The organism is Bradyrhizobium lupini (genome assembly GCF_040939785.1).
Lineage (GTDB): Bacteria > Pseudomonadota > Alphaproteobacteria > Rhizobiales > Xanthobacteraceae > Bradyrhizobium > Bradyrhizobium canariense_D.
Genome location: NZ_CP162553.1, coordinates 909,359 through 927,549 on the forward strand (window position 1 = coordinate 909,359; position 18,191 = coordinate 927,549).

Annotated in this window: 12 protein-coding genes and 1 pseudogene; 8 read left to right on the plus strand and 5 right to left on the minus strand. The window is 60.3% G+C overall.

All coding sequences use genetic code 11. The features are described from left to right. The first annotated feature begins 985 nt into the window (after nt 1-985). The 3 genes from AB3L03_RS04705 (at nt 986) to AB3L03_RS04715 (ending at nt 3,920) form a co-directional block, all read left to right on the plus strand. Nucleotides 986-1,162, plus strand: coding sequence for a hypothetical protein (locus AB3L03_RS04705; RefSeq protein ID WP_231188768.1), 177 nt, complete (start codon nt 986-988; stop codon nt 1,160-1,162). Nucleotides 1,163-2,579: 1,417 nt separating this feature from the next. Further along, the gene (locus AB3L03_RS04710) at nt 2,580-3,320 is read left to right on the plus strand and encodes a Crp/Fnr family transcriptional regulator (RefSeq protein WP_204510833.1); all 741 of its coding nucleotides are present in this window, start codon (nt 2,580-2,582) and stop codon (nt 3,318-3,320) included. Nucleotides 3,321-3,728: 408 nt separating this feature from the next. Continuing rightward, nucleotides 3,729-3,920: a hypothetical protein gene (locus AB3L03_RS04715; protein WP_026233663.1), complete on the plus strand. Its 192-nt coding sequence runs from the start codon at nt 3,729-3,731 to the stop codon at nt 3,918-3,920. A gap of 248 nt (nt 3,921-4,168) precedes the next feature. On the opposite strand, the gene AB3L03_RS04720 is transcribed toward AB3L03_RS04715, so the two are convergent. Next, on the minus strand, nt 4,169-4,432 hold the full coding sequence (locus AB3L03_RS04720; protein ID WP_007592736.1) for a hypothetical protein: 264 nt from the start codon (nt 4,430-4,432) through the stop codon (nt 4,169-4,171). 1,138 nt (nt 4,433-5,570) lie between these two features. Here AB3L03_RS04720 and AB3L03_RS04725 point away from each other — a divergent pair. After that, nucleotides 5,571-11,448 (plus strand): annotated as a pseudogene (locus AB3L03_RS04725) (AAA family ATPase). A 1,194-nt stretch (nt 11,449-12,642) separates the two neighbouring features. On the opposite strand, the gene AB3L03_RS04730 reads toward AB3L03_RS04725, so the two are convergent. From AB3L03_RS04730 to AB3L03_RS04740, 3 genes are all read right to left on the minus strand, one after another. Next, nucleotides 12,643-14,214, minus strand: a complete 1,572-nt coding sequence (locus tag AB3L03_RS04730) for an IS66 family transposase (RefSeq protein ID WP_368509026.1) — start codon at nt 14,212-14,214, stop codon at nt 12,643-12,645. 73 nt (nt 14,215-14,287) lie between these two features. Further along, nucleotides 14,288-14,635 (minus strand): IS66 family insertion sequence element accessory protein TnpB, encoded by a 348-nt coding sequence (tnpB, locus tag AB3L03_RS04735; protein WP_247333956.1) that lies wholly within the window; start codon nt 14,633-14,635, stop codon nt 14,288-14,290. Then, on the minus strand, nt 14,632-15,000 hold the full coding sequence (locus AB3L03_RS04740) for a transposase (RefSeq protein ID WP_368508302.1): 369 nt from the start codon (nt 14,998-15,000) through the stop codon (nt 14,632-14,634). The genes tnpB and AB3L03_RS04740 overlap by 4 nt, the downstream gene beginning before the upstream one ends. 1,140 nt (nt 15,001-16,140) lie before the next feature. On the opposite strand from AB3L03_RS04740, the gene AB3L03_RS04745 reads away from it, so the two are divergent. From AB3L03_RS04745 to AB3L03_RS04760, 4 genes are all read left to right on the plus strand, one after another. After that, nucleotides 16,141-16,506, plus strand: coding sequence for a dodecin family protein (locus AB3L03_RS04745; protein WP_326951669.1), 366 nt, complete (start codon nt 16,141-16,143; stop codon nt 16,504-16,506). Between the two features lie 165 nt (nt 16,507-16,671). Beyond that, a complete protein-coding gene (locus AB3L03_RS04750; protein WP_085350876.1) occupies nt 16,672-16,983 on the plus strand; it encodes a hypothetical protein in 312 nt (103 codons plus the stop codon). Nucleotides 16,984-17,134: 151 nt separating this feature from the next. Next, entirely contained in the window at nt 17,135-17,305 is a 171-nt protein-coding gene (locus AB3L03_RS04755) for a hypothetical protein (protein ID WP_166517563.1), read from the plus strand. 37 nt (nt 17,306-17,342) lie between these two features. Next, nucleotides 17,343-17,672, plus strand: a complete 330-nt coding sequence (locus AB3L03_RS04760; protein WP_085350875.1) for a GcrA family cell cycle regulator — start codon at nt 17,343-17,345, stop codon at nt 17,670-17,672. Nucleotides 17,673-17,800: 128 nt separating this feature from the next. Here AB3L03_RS04760 and AB3L03_RS04765 read toward each other — a convergent pair whose 3' ends face one another. Beyond that, on the minus strand, nt 17,801-18,115 hold the full coding sequence (locus tag AB3L03_RS04765) for a hypothetical protein (RefSeq protein WP_368508303.1): 315 nt from the start codon (nt 18,113-18,115) through the stop codon (nt 17,801-17,803). Nucleotides 18,116-18,191: the final 76 nt, after the last annotated feature.

Sequence of the window (18,191 nt, forward strand, 5' to 3'; positions counted from 1 at the left end):
AGCTCCTCACATCATCGTTGAAGCGCGGGTCATAACCATGCTTCGAGGCATGGCCATAGCGAGAGCGCTGTGCTGATGGTCTCGCTGAATCGCTCGGGGGGCCCGCGGCGCAGTGAGGACATCGACGAGAATCTCAAGCACGCGATGGCCGTGTCTAGTTGTCGTGCCCTCTGAAGTGCCGCCTAACCGCATTCCACGCTCGAAGGACTGGAGGGATGAGCACGATGAAAAGAACCCTGATTGCAACCGGCCTCATTGCGCGCTGCAGGAGTGGTGGGTCGTGATCGTCCGAGCGACCGGCCGTCGTGTTAATCGTCACCGGAGATGGAATTCCTGCTCGCCGAGTAGGTGACGGTCTGCGCGAGGGCAGGACAACTACAACGAACAGAACGTTCACCAGTAGCCATATTCCCACAATGAGAAGAAAAGTACGCACGAGAACGACCATCGTTGATCTAAATCTGCCGAGCTTACTCCTGCCTCATACCCGGCACGCAACCGGCAACACTGCGTTCGCGGACGGAGCCGCTTCAGCGCAGCCGGCACATTTTCGCATCTCCCCGAGGCCGTTGGGTCCCGAGCGCTTTGCGAGCGTCCAGGATCGCTCCCAGCCTAGTCCGGCGCAACACTCGCGTCTGTGCGCTTTCGAACATTCATGCCCCCTTCAGGTATGCTAGTTCTATGCATCATCCGGCGAGAGCCGGACAGGGATGGCTCATCGGCCAAGACGGCCGTCCTCAGCCCGCAATCCCTGAACAGGGGCGGGGTCATGGAGCGTGGCCCAAATATCGCAGCACGAAGAGCGGCGAATTTGGCGGTCCGCATAGAACCAGTATCGAGTTTCGGCAGTTGACTCCGGGTGGATCCGAACCAGCAAACTGATTTGTTCGGGCCAAGGATAAGTTTAAAAGCTAAGCCGGCACACATGAAGGACCTCCGACGACGTTTGGAAAAGGTCCGCGCTGACGCCAGAGAGTTTATGCTGATGAGCCAGCAAGCGACGGACATAGAAAAGCGCGAGCTGTTTAAGCGCTTGGCGGATGAACTCGCCTTCGAGGCTCTCGAGCTTGAGCTAATCGTCAAGAAAAATGAGCGAGCTAATCCGTGCGACCAGCACGAGGTCGTGGAGTTTAAGCCGCCCTCTCAGCGAACGCGTGGCTGATGCGGAAGAGGTCAAGCCGGCTAGATCGGCGTGCACAACCGAACTTTGCGCATGGCTCCGCCAGCGAACGCTGCTCCGCCTTCGCCGCATCGCATTGCGGTTGGGAGGGCCCAATCCGGAAGCGGTGATGTCATTGTACGCCGCCAGCAGTTCATCCATATGGTCCTTCCGTCGATTTCGAAGAACAGCGGGGTTTCAGGCAAGGCGCCGAGGCTACGGAAGTGGTCGACTATTTCTCGGTGAACCTCGATCGCAGCCCACGCGAAAGCTGAAGGGACCGGACCAGCCTCAGTAGAAGGAGGAAGCGTTCCCCTGCGTCCGAGCCGGTCGAACTCGGCCGCCCCTTCTTCGAGCCCGCTGTCCCGCAACGCCCGCTTGTGGCATCGACCTGACTTTCAGAAGGTTCGCCGCGCTTTCGCGGCTGAGACAATCCGTACGAGCGCTCGAACCGCTGCCGTCAGAGTACAACATCGTAGAAGATCGTACTTTAGCGTACAAAGTCGTTGCCATGTTGGTGGCGATACGACTCGAATCCCGACCCGAACATTCTGGTTTTGGTTCTGCATCAACGGTATCTTTCTGCGACAGACAGAACAGATCGTCCGTTTTGCCCGCTGCAATAGCCCCGCACGTCCGAACAATCCTTGCACCGCATGTAACGCTCCAACTCGTGGATCGGCGTCGTCTTCGTTCGTCGCACGACTGCGCTCACACCGTCTAATGGGACGTAAGCTCTGACAGATTGCGACGCGCGCAAGCAGGAGCCAGCGTGCAGCTTTAAACGTTTATGGGCGTGGATCGATCTCGAAGATGATCGACATGGACCGGACCGAGCGCTTCTTTGCCGGATGACTGTCGTGGGCACGATCTGCCTCTGCGCCGCGTTTACGATGTGGATGCTCGTTTGAGCCGCCACTCATGCCGCCAACGGAGGCGCCCTATTTCGGTGGCTGCCATCTTGGCAAGGTCAGCCACTCGGTTACTGACAAGGTCAGCCACTCGGTTATCTGAGACGTGAATTCGTTCTGCCGGGCCTTCCTAAGCAGACTGTCTCGTTTGTCCTGGCGGAAATGACCCGGCTTCATCACGTAGCTGTTGAGCTTCTAGGTCAAGCCGAGCCCCACACTTCCGAGATCGCCGCAGCGCTTGCCGCGTCCCGGAAAGCGGAACTCCCTATGGTGTTACCCATGCGCATTTCGCAATTGTGCAGCGGCGCGCTGGGACCTAACTCCTAAATCATCCTGAGAGACAACAATTCGCCTCCGAGACGCGTGTGGTTGGAGTTTTTGAGATTGAGAACTTCCGCAGCTGAATTGGACTTCGGGGCGCGAGGCGTAGGCGGATTCAAACAAAGTTCGAGTTGGCCGCCCTATGACGCTCGAAATGCGATGCGGCGGATCGTTCGAGGTAGGCCGCAGTGACGCTTCCCGCCGAAATTGGCAACCGACTTCTGGCAACACTGCCGGCGGCGGACCTCGAACTGCTGGCGCCCGAGCTAGAGATGGTAGCGCTCGATCGGGATGCGGTCGTCTCGCAGGCGGGTGACCAGACCGAGCACGTCCTCTTTCCTCATAGTGGCGCCATTTCTGTGATGATCGACATGGCCAACGGACAGACGGTCGCCAGCGCCGCAATAGGGCGCGAGGGAGCAGTAGGCACTCTTTCCGTGCTAGGGCCGTCCCCTTCGGCCGTTACCGCCGTCGTTCGTGCCGCGGGCATCGCCTCGCGGATCCCCGCATCGCGATTCCACGCCGCTTTTAGCCGAAGCCCCGCGATCCGCCACGCAGTCCAGATTCATTTCAAAGCGATGCTGATACAGCTACAAATCGGCGGCGCCTGCAATGCGCTGCATCCGGCCCAAGCCCGCATGGCACGCTGGCTGCTCCATCTTCGCGACCGTGCCGACCACGACGTCCTCGCACTCACCCAAGAGGCGCTTTCGCAAATACTGGGTGTGCGACGAACGACAGTGACGCTCCTGATGCGCAACCTGCGCGCTTCCGGAGCGATCAGATCTGAACGGCGAGGAGAAATCGAGATTGATCCATTGCGGCTCGCAGCGGTGGCGTGCGAATGCCACGATACCATGCGTCTCGAAATCGAGGGGATCTTCTCTATGAATGCAGCCCGGTCTCGCGCTTTGGTTCTGCCGACGTAGTAACTGAAACGGGGGGATGCCGCAAACCATCGCGCCTTTCGGCGTGATAGCCCGTTATCCCGGACATGGACGATGTGGCCAATGTGCAACGGGCGCCTAGCTTCTCCACGGCAATGTCCGCAACCGAACAATCCCGCTCATGAGGTACGCGTACTATCGGCGCGCCATGTACTGGAGGCCTGTGGATGACCTTTTCAAACGAAAGATCAGACCGTATTGTCTCTTTGGGAAAGCGTGCGGCGACAGGTGTTGGCTGATCGCGCAAATGGCGGACGCTCCCGCCTTGTTGGCGACAATCTGCGCACCTATGCTGAATCGCTCCGTTCGGAAATGGATCGGCGGGAGCTCAAGTACGCCTCAATCGGTTCAACTGAATGAAGCCGAGGGTGCCTTTGGGGCACACAGACGATGAGAGACATGCAAGAGCAGCTGGAGAACCTCCTCAAAGACGCAGCCGACTGCAAATCGATCAGCGATCTGGCCACCGACCTGCAAAAGCGAGAGTTGTTCGCGAGGCTTGCCGATCATCTGAGCGTGTTGGCTTCCGAGGTCGAGCGTGCAATTGCTGCGACAGCCTTTGGCACCAAATTGGAGCGATAAGAGGATATGGCCCGACACCGATGATTGGGAATCAGCATGCGATGAGCGGAGGAGGACATGACTGCGGAGCGGCCTCGCGTGCGAGTGTGCAATCGCGCGCTCGCCTGGCCACTAGTCGGAAGGCCTATCTGCGCGTGCAAGGCAATCAGCTAACTTCGATCGTCAGCTGCGACCGCGGGTAGGCGTACAGCCCTGACCTTGCAGGATATCCCCGGCCAGCGCGCTTTATTACGAAGGCTGCGTCATGCTCATTCGCTATAGGACCTGCGTTGCCCTGTTTCGGCAGCCTCATTCGAGGCCAAGCAACGCCGCGCCCGCTCGATCTGGGCGCCGGTGGCCCCGTGGTTACGGGCATACATCTCAGCCAGGGCCGCCGAATACTTAGCAACGTAGTATTTGACCTCTGAGCAAGAAATCCGCTCTCCCGGTCTGTGCTGGCGCGCAGCATAGGCTTCAGAGCTAAGCGTCATCAGAAACAAGGCAGCAGCGCCAATCGCACGCGTGACAGTCATTGTCATCCCCCGCAGCTACTAGGTTCGTTGCAGAGAGCAGGCCTGAATCGTCCCGATCGCGCAAATTAACAGTGGTGCGCTGGTGCAACGTGTTGTGGATTGTTGCTTTCATGCCCCAGCTTCGTGAGCACCGGCCCGCCTATGCTGGCGAACCCCGTACAAATCCAGGCTCGTCGACACAGATGTGCGACAATTGACGTCCCCATGTAAGCTGCATTGCGCAACGGGACAGGCCGCTCTGATCATCTCAGGAACCTAAGGGGGCGACACGCCGGCCGGCGCCGCTGTTAACGGGCACAAACGTCTCCCGCGCCGCCTGGGGAGGACCTCACGATGCCGACCAGCAATTCAACCCTCTGCGCGGATGACCACCGGTACGATCATCCTCTCTCGCTCCGGTCTATCATGGGCAAGTTTGAGCTACTTTCAGGAAGTGTCCTCGGACGTCGTACTATCTCACAAACGTTCGAACCAACGAACCAACGACACAGCCGCATAAGTGCAAATCAGGACCTGCAACTATCTCAATCTGCTATTTGAGGCTGTGGCCTGCACGGTCGACGGATCGGCCGATCCGCGCACAACATGAGAACCGAAACGCCAGCGCCGAAGCCAATCGACCCCGCGAGATGTAAAGGGCGCTGTCAGCGGCTGGCGCGCCTACATCCGATAGCTCTGAATTCTGAATGATGGTGACATTAACCACGGATTGGCACGACTGAGTAGGATGAAGGCCGGCGACCGAAATCAAAGGCGGTGCGCGTCCGCTTTATGAGCCAATCAGCTCGTGGGCCGCACCGCACAGCAATCAGGTGCCCAGACCACACCTGAGCCGCAGAAGCCGTTCGCATTCGAGCCGGTCCGGACGGCCAGCAGAAGTTGTGGCGACGCATCGGGCAGCATATTTCGAGTTCGATACACCGCTGAATTCGCCCGCCGGCTCGCGCGCGATCACGGTTGATGTCCGGCTAGCGCCGCTTCGGCTTTCTCGCCGTCATCTGCCTGGCGCCGCAGCTTACGCTGGGCAGAACCCCGCTTTTATGGCAGTGTCGATGTGGCCACAGAGCGCAACACAGTACCTCCTCACCTGACATTGGTCACGCGGAGGCTTCGGGGTTGAACCCAGTGTTTTGGGTTGATGCGCATGGACAGCAGGTTCCAAGTGCTATGGGAGGACGATGACCGCATCTTTTGTCGGCCATTGCGTCCGGCTTCCGATGGCGCATGCAGAACTGTATTGGCGGTACTTCCCAAGGCGAAACACGCTTCGTCCGGCCTCCTCGATCGTCTTGATCACGAGTTTGCGCTGAAAGACCAATTAGATGAGACCTGGGCAATGCGGCCGCTCGGGCTGGAGTGCGATGGTGACCGTCCAGTGCTGCTGCTTGAGGATCCTGGTGGCCAGCCGCTCGAACAGTTGCTTGGTGCGCCCATGGACATCGGACGCTTTTTGCAGCTCGCGATCGGCATCGCCGCAGCCCTGAACAAGGTGCACCAACGCGGCCTCGTCCACAAGGACGTGAAGCCGGCGCATATTATGGTGAACTGCGAGGACGAACGGGTCCGGTTCACCGGGTTCGGTATCGCCTCGCGCCTCGCCCGCGAGCGACGCGCCCCTGGGCCGCCGGAATTCATCGTGGGCACGCTGCCCTACATGGCGCCCGAACAGACCGGATGGATGAACCGCTCGATCGATTTCCGCAGTGACCTCTATTCACTTGGCGTTACGCTCTATCAGATGCTGACCGGCTCGTTGCCGTTCTCAGCGGCACATTCCATGGAGTGGGTGCATTGCCACATTGCGCGAAAGCCAGTGGCGCCCGGCGAGCGGGTAAGCACTGTACCGGCTACAATCTCGACCATAGTCCTCAAGCTGCTCGCCAAATCCGCCGAGCAACGCTACCAGAGCGCTTCAGGCCTCGAACATGATCTACGCCGCTGCCTGATCGAATGGGAAACCGGAGGCCGCGTCGAAGAGTTTGCGCTCGCACAATACGACACGCCCGACCGACTGCGGATCCCTGAGAAGCTCTACGGACGGGACCGCGAGATTGAAGCCATGCTGTCCGCCTTTGACCGGATGATCAAGAGCGGCGCGCCGGAATTGATGCTGGTTACCGGCTATTCCGGCGTTGGTAAATCCTCGGTAGTCAATGAGCTCCATCGTCGCCTTGTTCCGTCCCACGGGCTGTTCGCATCAGGCAAGTTCGACCAGTACAAACGCGATATTCCCTATTCAACGGTAGTGGAGGCTTTTCAGAGCCTCGTGCGGTTCCTTCTGAGCAAGAACGAAGCCGAGCTGACGCACTGGCGCCAAGCGCTTCATGGTGCGCTGGGCGCCAATGGACGACTCGTTACCGACCTGATCCCTGAATTGCGGCTGATCGTCGGAGAGCAGCCACCCGTCCCTGAGCTCCCCCGCAGCAAGCACAGAACCGCTTCCGTCTCATGCTCCGGCGCTTCATAGGGGTATTCGCACAGTCCGAGCATCCATTGGCGCTGTTCCTCGATGATCTCCAGTGGGTCGATGCCGCCACGCTCGATCTGGTTGAGGACCTTTAACCCGCTCCGATCTGCAATACCTGATGCTCATCGGCGCCTTTCGCGACAACGAGGTCACTTTCGCTCATCCATTGTGGTACAGGCTTGAGGCCATAAAGAGTGCTGGCGCTAACGTGCAGCAGATCATTTTAGAGCCGCTTGCCAGCTCACACATTTCGCGTTTGATTTCCGATGCTCTTCGCTGCGATTCGAAGCGTGCCGCGCCACTCGCGAAGTTGATTCACGATAAGACGGCCGGCAACCCATTCTTTGTGATTCAATTCCTTCAGGCGCTTGCCGAAGAGGGATTGGTCCGCTTCGATCATGACGCACGGTTCTGGTGCTGGGATCTCGCTCGCATTCGCGTCAAGGGCCACACCGAGAATGTCGTGGATCTGATGATCGCAAAGCTGACCCGCCTGCCTGCCGAGACGCAGATCACGCTGCAGCGGCTGGCCTGTCTCGGCAACGTCGCCGACACGAGGACAATTTCGATCGTCCTCGGTCGCTCCGAGCAGCGGGTACACGCGGATCTGTGGGAGGCCATTCGCCAGGAATTGGTCGAGCACCAGCCAGGAGTGTATCGGTTTGTCCACGATCGAGTGCACGAAGCCGCCTACTCGCTGATTGCTGATGATCAACGCGCGGCGCTGCATTTGCGAATCGGTCGGGAGCTACTGGCGCAGACCCCCCGGGAGAAGTGGGAGAAGGCTATTTTCGAGATCGTTAACCAGCTCAACCGTGGCGGGTCCTTGATCACCTCGCGAGACGAACGCGAGCAACTCGCAGAGCTTAATCTGACAGCCAGCCTGCGCGCGTGGGGGGCGGCGGCCTACGCGGCATCGCTCAACTATGCCGCTGCCGGTGCCGCAATGTTACCAGACGACTGCTGGGAACAACGCCAGCAGCTTGCCTTTGCGTTCGAGTTGCATCGCGCCGAATGCGAGTTCGTGACCGGCTCGGTCCTGGAGGCAGAACAGCGCTTACAGGAGCTGACGACGCGAACCGCGACCGCCGCCGACCTTGCTGTCGTCGCGCGCCGCCGGGTGGATCTGTATACGGCGCTCAGTGAGCCGGACCGCGCGGTTAGCGCCGGTCTCAGCTATCTGGAACAACTCGGGATTCGATGGGTAGTCCACCCAAGCGATGATGACGTCCGACGCGAATACGAGCACGTCCGATCTCGGCTCGGGAATCGGTCGGTCGAGGAGCTATTGGATCTGCCGCTAATGAGTGATGCACTCGCACTAGCGACCATAGATCTTTTGACGGCGCTCATGCCGCCGGCGTTTTTCACTGATGCGAACCTTCGCTCACTGGTGGCCCTAAAAGCGGTGGAGATCAGCCTCGAGTGGGGGAACAACGATGCTTCATGCGTTCCTTACGTCATGTTCGGCGCCATTGCCGGCGCGCGCTTCGGCGACTATCAGGCGGGCCTTCGATTCAGCCGTATCGGCACTGAGCTGGTCGAGCGGTGCGGATTTTCGCGCGTGCACGCCAGGACCTACCTGAACTACGGCAACCTTGTCCTTTCATGGACCAAGCAGCTCCAGCATGCCCGAGACGCCTTTCAGCGGGCATTTGAGGCCGCGAGCAGCAGTGGCGATGTCACGTTCGCGGCCTTCAGCTGCGCCAGCTTGAATACAAATTTCCTTGCGGCGGGCGATGCGCTTGCAGAAGCGCAGCGCGAAGCCGAGCACGGGTTGCAGTTGAGCAAGAAGGCGAAGTTTGCGTTGGTGGCCGACATCATAATGCCCCAGGTTGGGCTAATCCGTATGCTGCGCGGCCTGACGCGGCGTTTCGGCGCTCTGCACGACGACCCGTCCGACGAGCTTCGGTTCGAACGGCGTTTGGCCGCCGATCCGGCATTCGCGCTGCCCGAGAGCTGGTATTGGATCCGCAAGCTGCAAGCGTGCTTCTTTGCCGGCGACTATTCGCCGGCCGTCGACGCCGCATCGAAGGCACGGAGACTGCCGTGGTCACCACCGCAGCTACTCGAGACGGTGGAATACGAGTTCTATGCAGCGCTATCGCACGCTGCATGCTGGAATTCGGCACAGCCCGAACAACGTCAAGGGCACCTTGAGGCCCTGACTGGGCACCACACGCAGCTCGATTTGTGGGCACAGAATTGCCCGGAGAATTTCGCGGACCGCGCTATTCTAACCGGCGCCGAGATCGCCCGTCTCCAAGGCAGAGAACTGGACGCGGAGCGTCTCTATGAACAAGCCATCCGCTCCGCTCGCGACAACGGCTTCGTCCACCACGAGGCGCTCGCTTATGAATTGGCCGCGCGGTTTTACGGCGAGCGTGGTTTCGAAGACTTTTCTGGCATCTATTTGCGGAGAGCGCGCGACTGCTATGTTCGTTGGGGGGCAGACGGCAAAGTGCGGCAACTTGAGGATATGCATCCGCACCTCAGGGAGGCGAGATCAGAGCCAGGCCCGATGAGCACGATTGGAGCGCCGGTCGAGCATCTCGACCTCGCCACTGTCATCAAGGTGTCGGAAGCGGTGTCAGGTGAGATGGTTCTGGAGACGCTTATCGAGACGCTCATGCGCACTGCCATCCAACAAGCAGGGGCTGAACGCGGTCTGCTGATCTTGTCGCACGACACCGAGCTGCGCATCGAAGCGGAAGCCACCACAACCGGCGATGAAGTTACTGTTGAAATGCGCAATACAGCGGTGACCGCGGATCTCCTTCCCGAATCCGTTCTCCATTACGTACTGCGAACCAGAGAGTGCGCGGTTCTCGAGGATGCCACGGTCCAGCCTCCCTTTGCCGCGGACCCCTACGTTAATCAGCGCAACGCTCGTTCCATTCTCTGCATGCCCCTGATCAACCGTGCGAAAGTTATCGGCGTGCTTTACCTCGAGAATACACTGACGCCCAACGTTGTTGCACCGGCGCGAATTGCGGTGCTGAAGCTGCTCGCCTCACAGGCAGCAATCGCGCTGGAAAATGCGGCTTTGTACCGCGATCTCGGAGAACGGGAAGCGAAAATCCGACGCCTTGTCGATGCCAACATCATCGGAATCATCATCTGGGAGCTTGAAGGTTCGATTCTGGAGGCCAACGATGCGTTTCTCAACATCGCGGGATACGACCGTGAGGATCTCGTCTCGGGCCGCCTGCGCTGGACTGACCTGACGCCGCCTGAATGGCTCGACCGCCACGAGCGATGGTGGATCCCGGAACTAAAAAAGATGGGTAGCGTGCAGCCGTTCGAGAAAGAGTATTTCCGCAAGGACGGAAGCCGCGTGTCGGTGTTGATCGGCATGGCTGCGTTCGACGAACAACGAGACCAGGGCGTCTCCTTTGTCGTTGACCTGACGGAGCGCAAACGATCGGAAGTGGCTCTGCAGGAGAGCGAGGAGCGTTTCCGGACTCTCGTACAGTTCTCTTTCGACGTGTACTGGGAATCCGATGCGCGGCATCGTTTCATTCGCCAGGAATTCGCCGAAGGCATGGTCGACGCACCCGCGTCGGGCTCTGAACTTGGTAAGACGCGCTGGGAAGTGCCCTACTTGGAGCCCGACGAGGAGGCTTGGCGCAAGCATCGGGAGACGCTCGATGCCCACCTGCCGTTCCGCGATTTCGAGCTCGCGCGCCCTACGCCCGATGGCGGCAAGCGCTACGTGTCCGTCTCCGGGCTACCGGTGCTCGACAAGTCCGGCCACTTCATCGGTTATCGCGGCGTTGGACGGCACATCACCGAACAGAAGCGGGCCGCAGAGGCGCTGCGCGAGATACAGAAGGAGCTTGCGCACGCTAACCGCCTCGCCACCATGGGCGAACTCACGGCCTCGATCGCGCATGAAGTGAGCCAGCCGATTGCCGCGGCATCCATGAATGCTGGTGCGGCCGCGCGCTTCCTGGACAGAAATCCGCCGGATCTTGAGAGGGTCAGGGAATCACTGGACTGGCTTATGAACGATACCGCTCGGGCCAGCGACATCATCCAACGAATTCGCGATCTCGTAAAAAAAGCACCGCCCCGGAAGGATCGCTTGGACATCAATGAGGCGATCAGGGACGTTATTGAGCTTACCCGCGGCGAAGCGATGAAGAACGGCATCTCAGTGCAGACGGAATTTGCAGACAGCTTACCGCTTGTCGAGGGCGACCGCGTCCAATTGCAACAAGTGGTTCTCAACCTGATTATCAACGCTGTCCAGGCAATCGGCACGGTCGCGAATGGAGCCAAGAAAGTGCTGATCACCACCGCGCAGGGTGCACCGGACGGTGTTCTCGTCGAGGTGAAGGACTCGGGACCGGGGATGAGCTCTGAAACCTTCGAGCACGCCTTCGCCCCCTTCTACACGACGAAGCCCAGCGGTTTGGGGGTGGGACTGTCGATCTGTCGTTCGATTATCGAAGCGCATGCCGGACGCTTGTGGGTGACGCGCAACCAGCCCCACGGCGCAATTTTTCACTTCACCGTACCAGCCCACCCTGCCGACGCTTCTTGATTATGGCCGGATTGCTGGTTCCAACTTCGAGCACGCACCTCGCGCTTTGCGATCGAGAAGATCAAGTCGATCGCAGCCCTGCCGATCCTGGCTGCCGCGACGGGGATTAAATCACCAAGCTGTCGCAGAAACGGTCGAGGGATCACGAGGCGACTAGGCAAAACAGGTTGTGCATTTGCGCGCCTTAGTATCCTATTCTACGACGAGCGCGTAATCGACCTGTGCCGTTTAATCTGCACACCGTTTCGCATTGCGCGAAGATGCAGAAACAAAGGAAAAGCATAAGTCGCACTGCTATCCGGGGCACGATACGCAAAAAACGTCGCACCAGATCCGCCTTGTTCTCGTCGACCCCATCCGTAATTTAATTGAATACGAACAGTTTTGATATGGTTGGCGCACCAGGCTCGAACCGGGGATCCGCTGATCCAACATCGCCGCTCGTTCTCATCGCTCTGTTCGCGCTCGTCACGTCAGCCACTGCGGCAATCGAGCCTATGGCCGACTCGGTGCCCGTAAGCCGTGCCTCAGGGGACGATCACTGGCAATGGATCGATTTCCGCTCTTCCGAATTGCCCCGGCGAAACAGGGCGCGGTTGGGGCGTGATTGATGCGATAGACCAGCGTGTCGATCTTGGCAGCGGACTTGTTGCTGAGCAACGTCAGGCCGCTCCGCAGCGAGCCCTGAACCGCTCGCGCCAGTGCATCACTTCGTCCTAAGTGCATCCGCCTTCCACTAGATCGAGCATGGAAAGGCCATAGATCACGAGGAGGTAAGGATTAGTGTCCGCTCGCACACGGCTTCGATGGCAAACCACATCGATTCGGGGCACGCCCCCCAATCATCCTCACGCTGATTGGCGCGCGGCGCTGCAAATTGGTTGATCCGGTAACCCTAGGGCCCATTACGGCGCACATAGAGGAAATTGGCGCCCTGCGCGTCGGGCGCCCCTTGACACTCGTGTCAGTCGCCGGCGTTGCACGGCGCACCACATGGCGCGCGGTCGTAGGCGGCGCGGCCGTTGGCGCGGCCGCGGTTGGGACGGCATGTCTCCGCGTTCTGATTAACGGTCGCTACGGCTGCCGCTGATAGCTGTCGGTTCTAGCTTCTGAAGAGCGCATCCTGCGGGATGAGGCGTACGCGTCTGGTGACGGCCCCTGGTTAGGTCATCTTGAACGGATGGCTGACCGCGCTTATGCGGCCTGAGCGACGTTCTGAGGTCGCCAATTCCAGGGCATGAGTTCGTGGATGCGCTTGGCGGGATGATCCGGTAGGCGCGCCAGCACGTCGGCGAGCCAAGCCTGCGGGTCGATGTCATTGAGCTTGGCGGTGGCGATGAGGCTGTAGATGGTAGCCGCGCGCCGTCCGCCCTCATCGGACCCGGCGAAGGTCCAATTTCTTCTGCCCACGGCGACAGCCCGAAGCTTCCGCTCGGCGGCATTGTTCGACATGCAAAGCCGTCCGTCATCAACGAAGCGGCTAAACGCATCCCAGCGGCTGAGGCAGTAATTGATCGCCTTGGTCGTGTCGTTGTTCCTGGAGAGCTTGGCGCGCTGCTCGCGCAACCACGCCTCCAGCTCGACGATCAGGGGGCGGCTACGCTCCTGGCGCACACGCAAACGCTCCTGCGCAGTAAGACCGTTGATCTCGCGCTCGATGGCGAACAGAACATCGACGCGCTTGACCGCCTCGGCCGCGATCGGCGCCTTGCTGAGCCGCGCGAGATCAAAGAACTTGCGCCTGCCGTGCGCCCAGCAGGCGGCCTCGATGATCGGGCCGCCCTTGCGATTGGCCTCGTAGAGCCTGCCAAAGCCGGCGTAGGCGTCGGCCTGCATCAGTCCGGCATAGCCCGCCAGATGCTGCTCCGGATGCGCACCGCCACGATCGGGCGAGTAGAAGAACACGGCCGCCGGCGGATCTGGGCCGGCAAACGGACGGTCGTCGCGGACATAGGTCCAGAGCCGGCCGGTCCGGGTCTTGCCCTTGGCCAGGACCGGCACCGTGGTGTCATCCGCGTGGATGCGCTCGGCTGCGAAGACGTGGCTCCGGATCGCATCGACCAGAGGCATCAGGGTTGCCGCTGCGGCACCTACCCAGTCCGCGAGCGTCGATACGTCGAGGTCGATGCCTTCACGCTGGTAGACATCGCTCTGACGATGAAGCGGCAGGTGCAGGCCGTACTTGGCGAACAGGACATGGGCCAGCAGCTTGGACCCTGCACGCCCGCGCGCAATCGGATGCGAGGGGGCCGGCGGTTGGGTGATCGCTTCGCAGGCCCGGCAGACGAGCTTCTCGCGCACGTGCTGGATCACCTTCCACTGGCGCGGAACGAGCTCCAGCGTCTCGGTTACGTCCTCGCCAATCTTGCGCAATCGGCTGTCGCCGCAGCACGGGCAGGTGGCCGGCACCGGATAGACGATGCGCTCCCGCGGCAAATGCTCCGGCAGCGGCCGACGGGCTGGCTTGCGGCGCTCGAACGATGGCACCGCTATCTTCTCCGCTGCCATCTGCGCCGCGGTCTCAGCTTGCGCCGCGTTCTCCTCCAGGTCCGCGAGCTGTAGCTCGAGCTGGTCCAGCAATGCGCCTCGCTCGGAGGACTGCCCGAACTGCTCGTGCCGGAGCTTCTTGATCGTGAGCTTGAGCTTCTCGATCAGCAAGGTCCCCGCCTGGGCCTCGGCTTCCGCGGCCAACCGGGCCGCTCGCTCGGCGCGCAGCATCGCCTGCAGCGTGGTCACATCGTCGGGAAGAGAATCATCGGCGCCCATCGCCGACCAGAGAATCACAAGACGCGGTCTCTGTCCGGACCGCTGATCGTGCCACCGATTCAAATCCCAGCGATCAGCCAGCCGCCTGCGGTCGCCAGGTCTGTTGCGGCATCCGCCAGTCGATGCCCTCCAGCAGGTAGCCAAGCTGGGCTGGGGTGATTGTCACCACGCCATCAGCCGACGACGGCCACAAGAAGCGGCCGCGCTCCAGCCGCTTGGCATAAAGCGACATGCCCAGTCCATCGTGCCAAAGGATCTTGATCAGCTTGCCACTCTTGCCTCGGAAGACATAGAGATCGCCGCCGTGCGGGTCTCGCGTGAACGCTTCCTGCACCAGCAAGGCCAGCGAGTTCATGCCGCGACGCATATCGGTGTGGCCGGTCGCAATCCACACCCGCACGCCCGACGCAATGGGGATCACCGCGGCCGTCCATCTGCCAGTGCCGCCACCGCGGCCTTCAGCGTCGCCGCATCAACCGTGCCCGTGATCCGCATCCGAGCCCCGGCCGAAAACTCGATCTCGATCGACCCGCCGCTGCTTGACGGCGCGACTGGACAAGGCATCGGCCCTGATTCCGCGACCACCACCGCCGGTACGAAGCCAGGTTGATCGGCGGCATCCTTCGGCTCAGGCCGAAACGACCGTCGCCATCGCAGCAGCAATGAGCGCGAAACGCCGTACCGCCGCGCGGTTGCTGCGACCTGGCGCGGCGCCTGTAAGCTCTCCAGGACAATCTTGAGCTTCTCATCCTCGGACCAGCGTCGCCGCCGGCCCGTGTCCACCACCTCAAGCCGTTCGACTTGGGCACTGCGCCTATCACTGTCCATAGGGACAGTTCTCAACAATACGCCTCATTCGGCAAGGCGGCCCTCACCGGGCGGATACGATGAGGCTCATGCAGGATGTGCTGTTCAGGTTTCAGGGGCGCTAGCGACAGGGGCCAAGGCGCGACAGAGCAGAGATCGAGAACTCCAGCGTCGCCAGCATCGCGAGCATGTCGCGTTGTCCTGCTCCAGGGCGGCGGGGGTCGGCAGAACATCTTGACGCTCTTTGATCTCTGGCCGAGCCGAAAGGCATGAAGCTCGAGGCCGAGTGATCCATAAAGGTCGAACGCAAATTGCGAGCAAGAAGGAACGACGCGGCCACGGAGGGCTTCTGCTCCTCGTTCAAGACCGAATGGACAGTGAGCAATATCTATTGCACTGCGAACACCGATATTCGCGCCAATGCGTCCCCACCGGCAAAGCCTTCGCGGCGATATGGGCCCCATGCGGCTTAAATCTGGCAGCGTGATGGATTAATTGCGCGCCTGGCCCCCGAATTCATAAGCTCGTCTAGCACTTTGGCGGCAATACGCGGCAGCGCGCTCAATTAATCGAGCCGTCCACGTTTCGCCGGGCGACGATCCTGTCCTCGGTCCGCGACGCAACCACCCCGTTGATGGGCGACGCTGCGGTAAGATTTGGACCGATCTCCACGCTGGCATGGCAATGTGAAAGCGCAACCGGTCGGGAGGCAAGATTGTGGATGTGATGCCGGTCTGCCGGCCTGAGCGAGGGTTGTCTCTAGCACTAAGTTAAATGCTCCGCCACGATGAGTTCGAAGACGACGATCATCGCCACGACGATCCTCGATCGCCAGATCAATGTAGTGCTCCTGCTTCCGCGGCAAATCATGAGATCTGACCGATAGCTATCTACAGACCGTCGCTAGAGCGGGTGGACAAGGGCAAGCCAGCACGGATGCGAATCCCTGCCTGGTGGCAAGCGCCGGAGCCAGGGGCTTGGACGGCTTAGCCGGTTCGTATTTTTGGTTAGTCTCAGCAGCCGCGATCGAGTGACCCGAGACTGAAATGGTCGGCACCGGGTCAAACAGGAAAGTGACAGGCAATCGGACGTTTTTCCGTCTGCTCGCTAGGAGCGGACATGATGGCGCTGGCCCGGCAGGTTGGCTCCGGCCAAAAGCTGCCCCCGCCAAATGCAATTTTGTCCCTTTCCGGCTCCGGACGGCATCCCCGTATCGGGGTCGAGATCCTGATGCTAGATTTCCTTCGTCATCCCGGACAGGAGGACGACACGCCTGATAGCGTCTACAAGGTCATTGAACTGGTCGGTACCAGCAACGACTCGTGGGAGAAGGCCGCCGCAAATGCGGTCGAGCAAGCTGCAAAATCTCTCCGAGATCTTCGCATTGCAGAGGTCGTCAAGCTGGATATGCAGCTCGATGACAAGGGAAAGGTCGAGGCCTATCGCGCCAAGCTCAACGTATCGTTCAAGTTCGAGGGCTCCTGAGCCTCAGCACCTCGCCCCATGCGCAGGGCGAGGAGGACTCATTGGAAAAGGCGCGTTGCCCTGTTCGCCTAGCCGGACACTGTGGCCCGGTCTCGGAAGTTGGCCCTAGTCCGACCGGGACCGATATGCTTTGATGCGTCGAGGCGTGTGGCGCATGGTGGCCTCATGTACATGGTCATTCGCAAGTACACCAAGGTTCGTTCGGTAGCGGACGCCGCTCGCCGCGCCAAGAGCGGCGTCGGCCAGATCCTAAGGCAATCGCACGGCTTCAGATCTTACCAAGTTCTGGATGCGGGCGACGGCGTTGGTATCGCCGTGATGATATTTGACGATCGCGAAAGCGCCAATGCAGCGAACGACAAGATACTCGCGTTTGTTCAAGCAAGTCTACATGACCTCGATCTTGGAGTTCCCGAAATCACCACCGGCGAGGTTTTGGTGAACATAGAGCCGAATGAGTTCTCGGGCATAAAGTAGCTGAAACGCCGCCATTTGCGTGCCGGTTGCCCTCCTTTGCTCATGTCGTCGACTTGATGTTTCCATCTCGTTTGCACCGATCGCGCCCTGGACGCGCGTGCCATCCGCCATGAATATGCGACTACGCGTATTCTCGAGGAGTAGCAGCCACATGAAGCAACATACCTTCGAAGCATTTTCCACCGCCGCGATCTACTGGACACCGCTTGTGCTTATGGGCACCGCGATGCCGCCAAGAGATCCCGATGAAGACGACGAGGACGACGAAGAGGAAGATGACGCTGACGAACCGCCGGTCGTGCGCGAGCCGGACGAAGACTAGACTGGCGTGTTCGGCAGCCGGCGCTATAATATCTCTCATGGGCTGGGATGCGAAAGACATAGCGCTCCTCAACAGGCTCTGGTCCGCAGGACAGAGCGCGGCGCAGATTGCGCGTCGTCTCGGGTGCAGTCGTAACGCGGTGTGCGGCATGCTGACCCGTCTGGGCTTGAAGCGCGGCCACAAGCCGCCCACAGCAACGCCCAAGATAAGGCCGCGCCCGAAGCTGAGGCCGACCTCGTCGGCTGCCTGCGCCCGTCCAGTCGCACGGAAGGTGTCGCGGAACGCAGTGCAGAGGCAGCCGCCCAAGGAATTCAGCAAGCAGCAGCTCTACTCCATGCTGGCAGAGGCGGTCAGAAACACTGGCTAAGAGCTCACCAAGAATGTGGTTGTGCTCCCGCAAGTCCCTGGCCCAGTTCGACGGGTTCGGCAGTCGTATACCCATCCCAAGGCTTCATCTGCTTGGAGTCAACAGCAGCGGTAGATGATAGGCTGAACTTACTTGTGGTTTGCCGCCGAAAGCCGACATGTCACCGATTCAAGAGATCTTCGACTAAGCGGCACGAAGTGGAAGCCGCAATGCCGGATCTGGCCCTTTGAATGACCTGCCGTCGATATCGATGACGCCGCAACGTCGATGGCGATCGTCGTGCGCTCGAAAAGCGATGCTTGCCAACGATAAGGCGCTGCTTGCGGCCAACTCACCTGTTCCGCCGCGAGGAACGATTGCATCAGCCGTGCTTTAACCGTCCACACCTTTAATTGTTCGATCAGCAGTTTGCGAAAGCCGCCGCCGATCGAAGGACCAGTCAATGCGCATCCGTCTCGTTGGTGGCACGGGGCTTGTTCGATCGGCAATCCAGGCCAGACTGTCTGCCGAAGGGCCCGA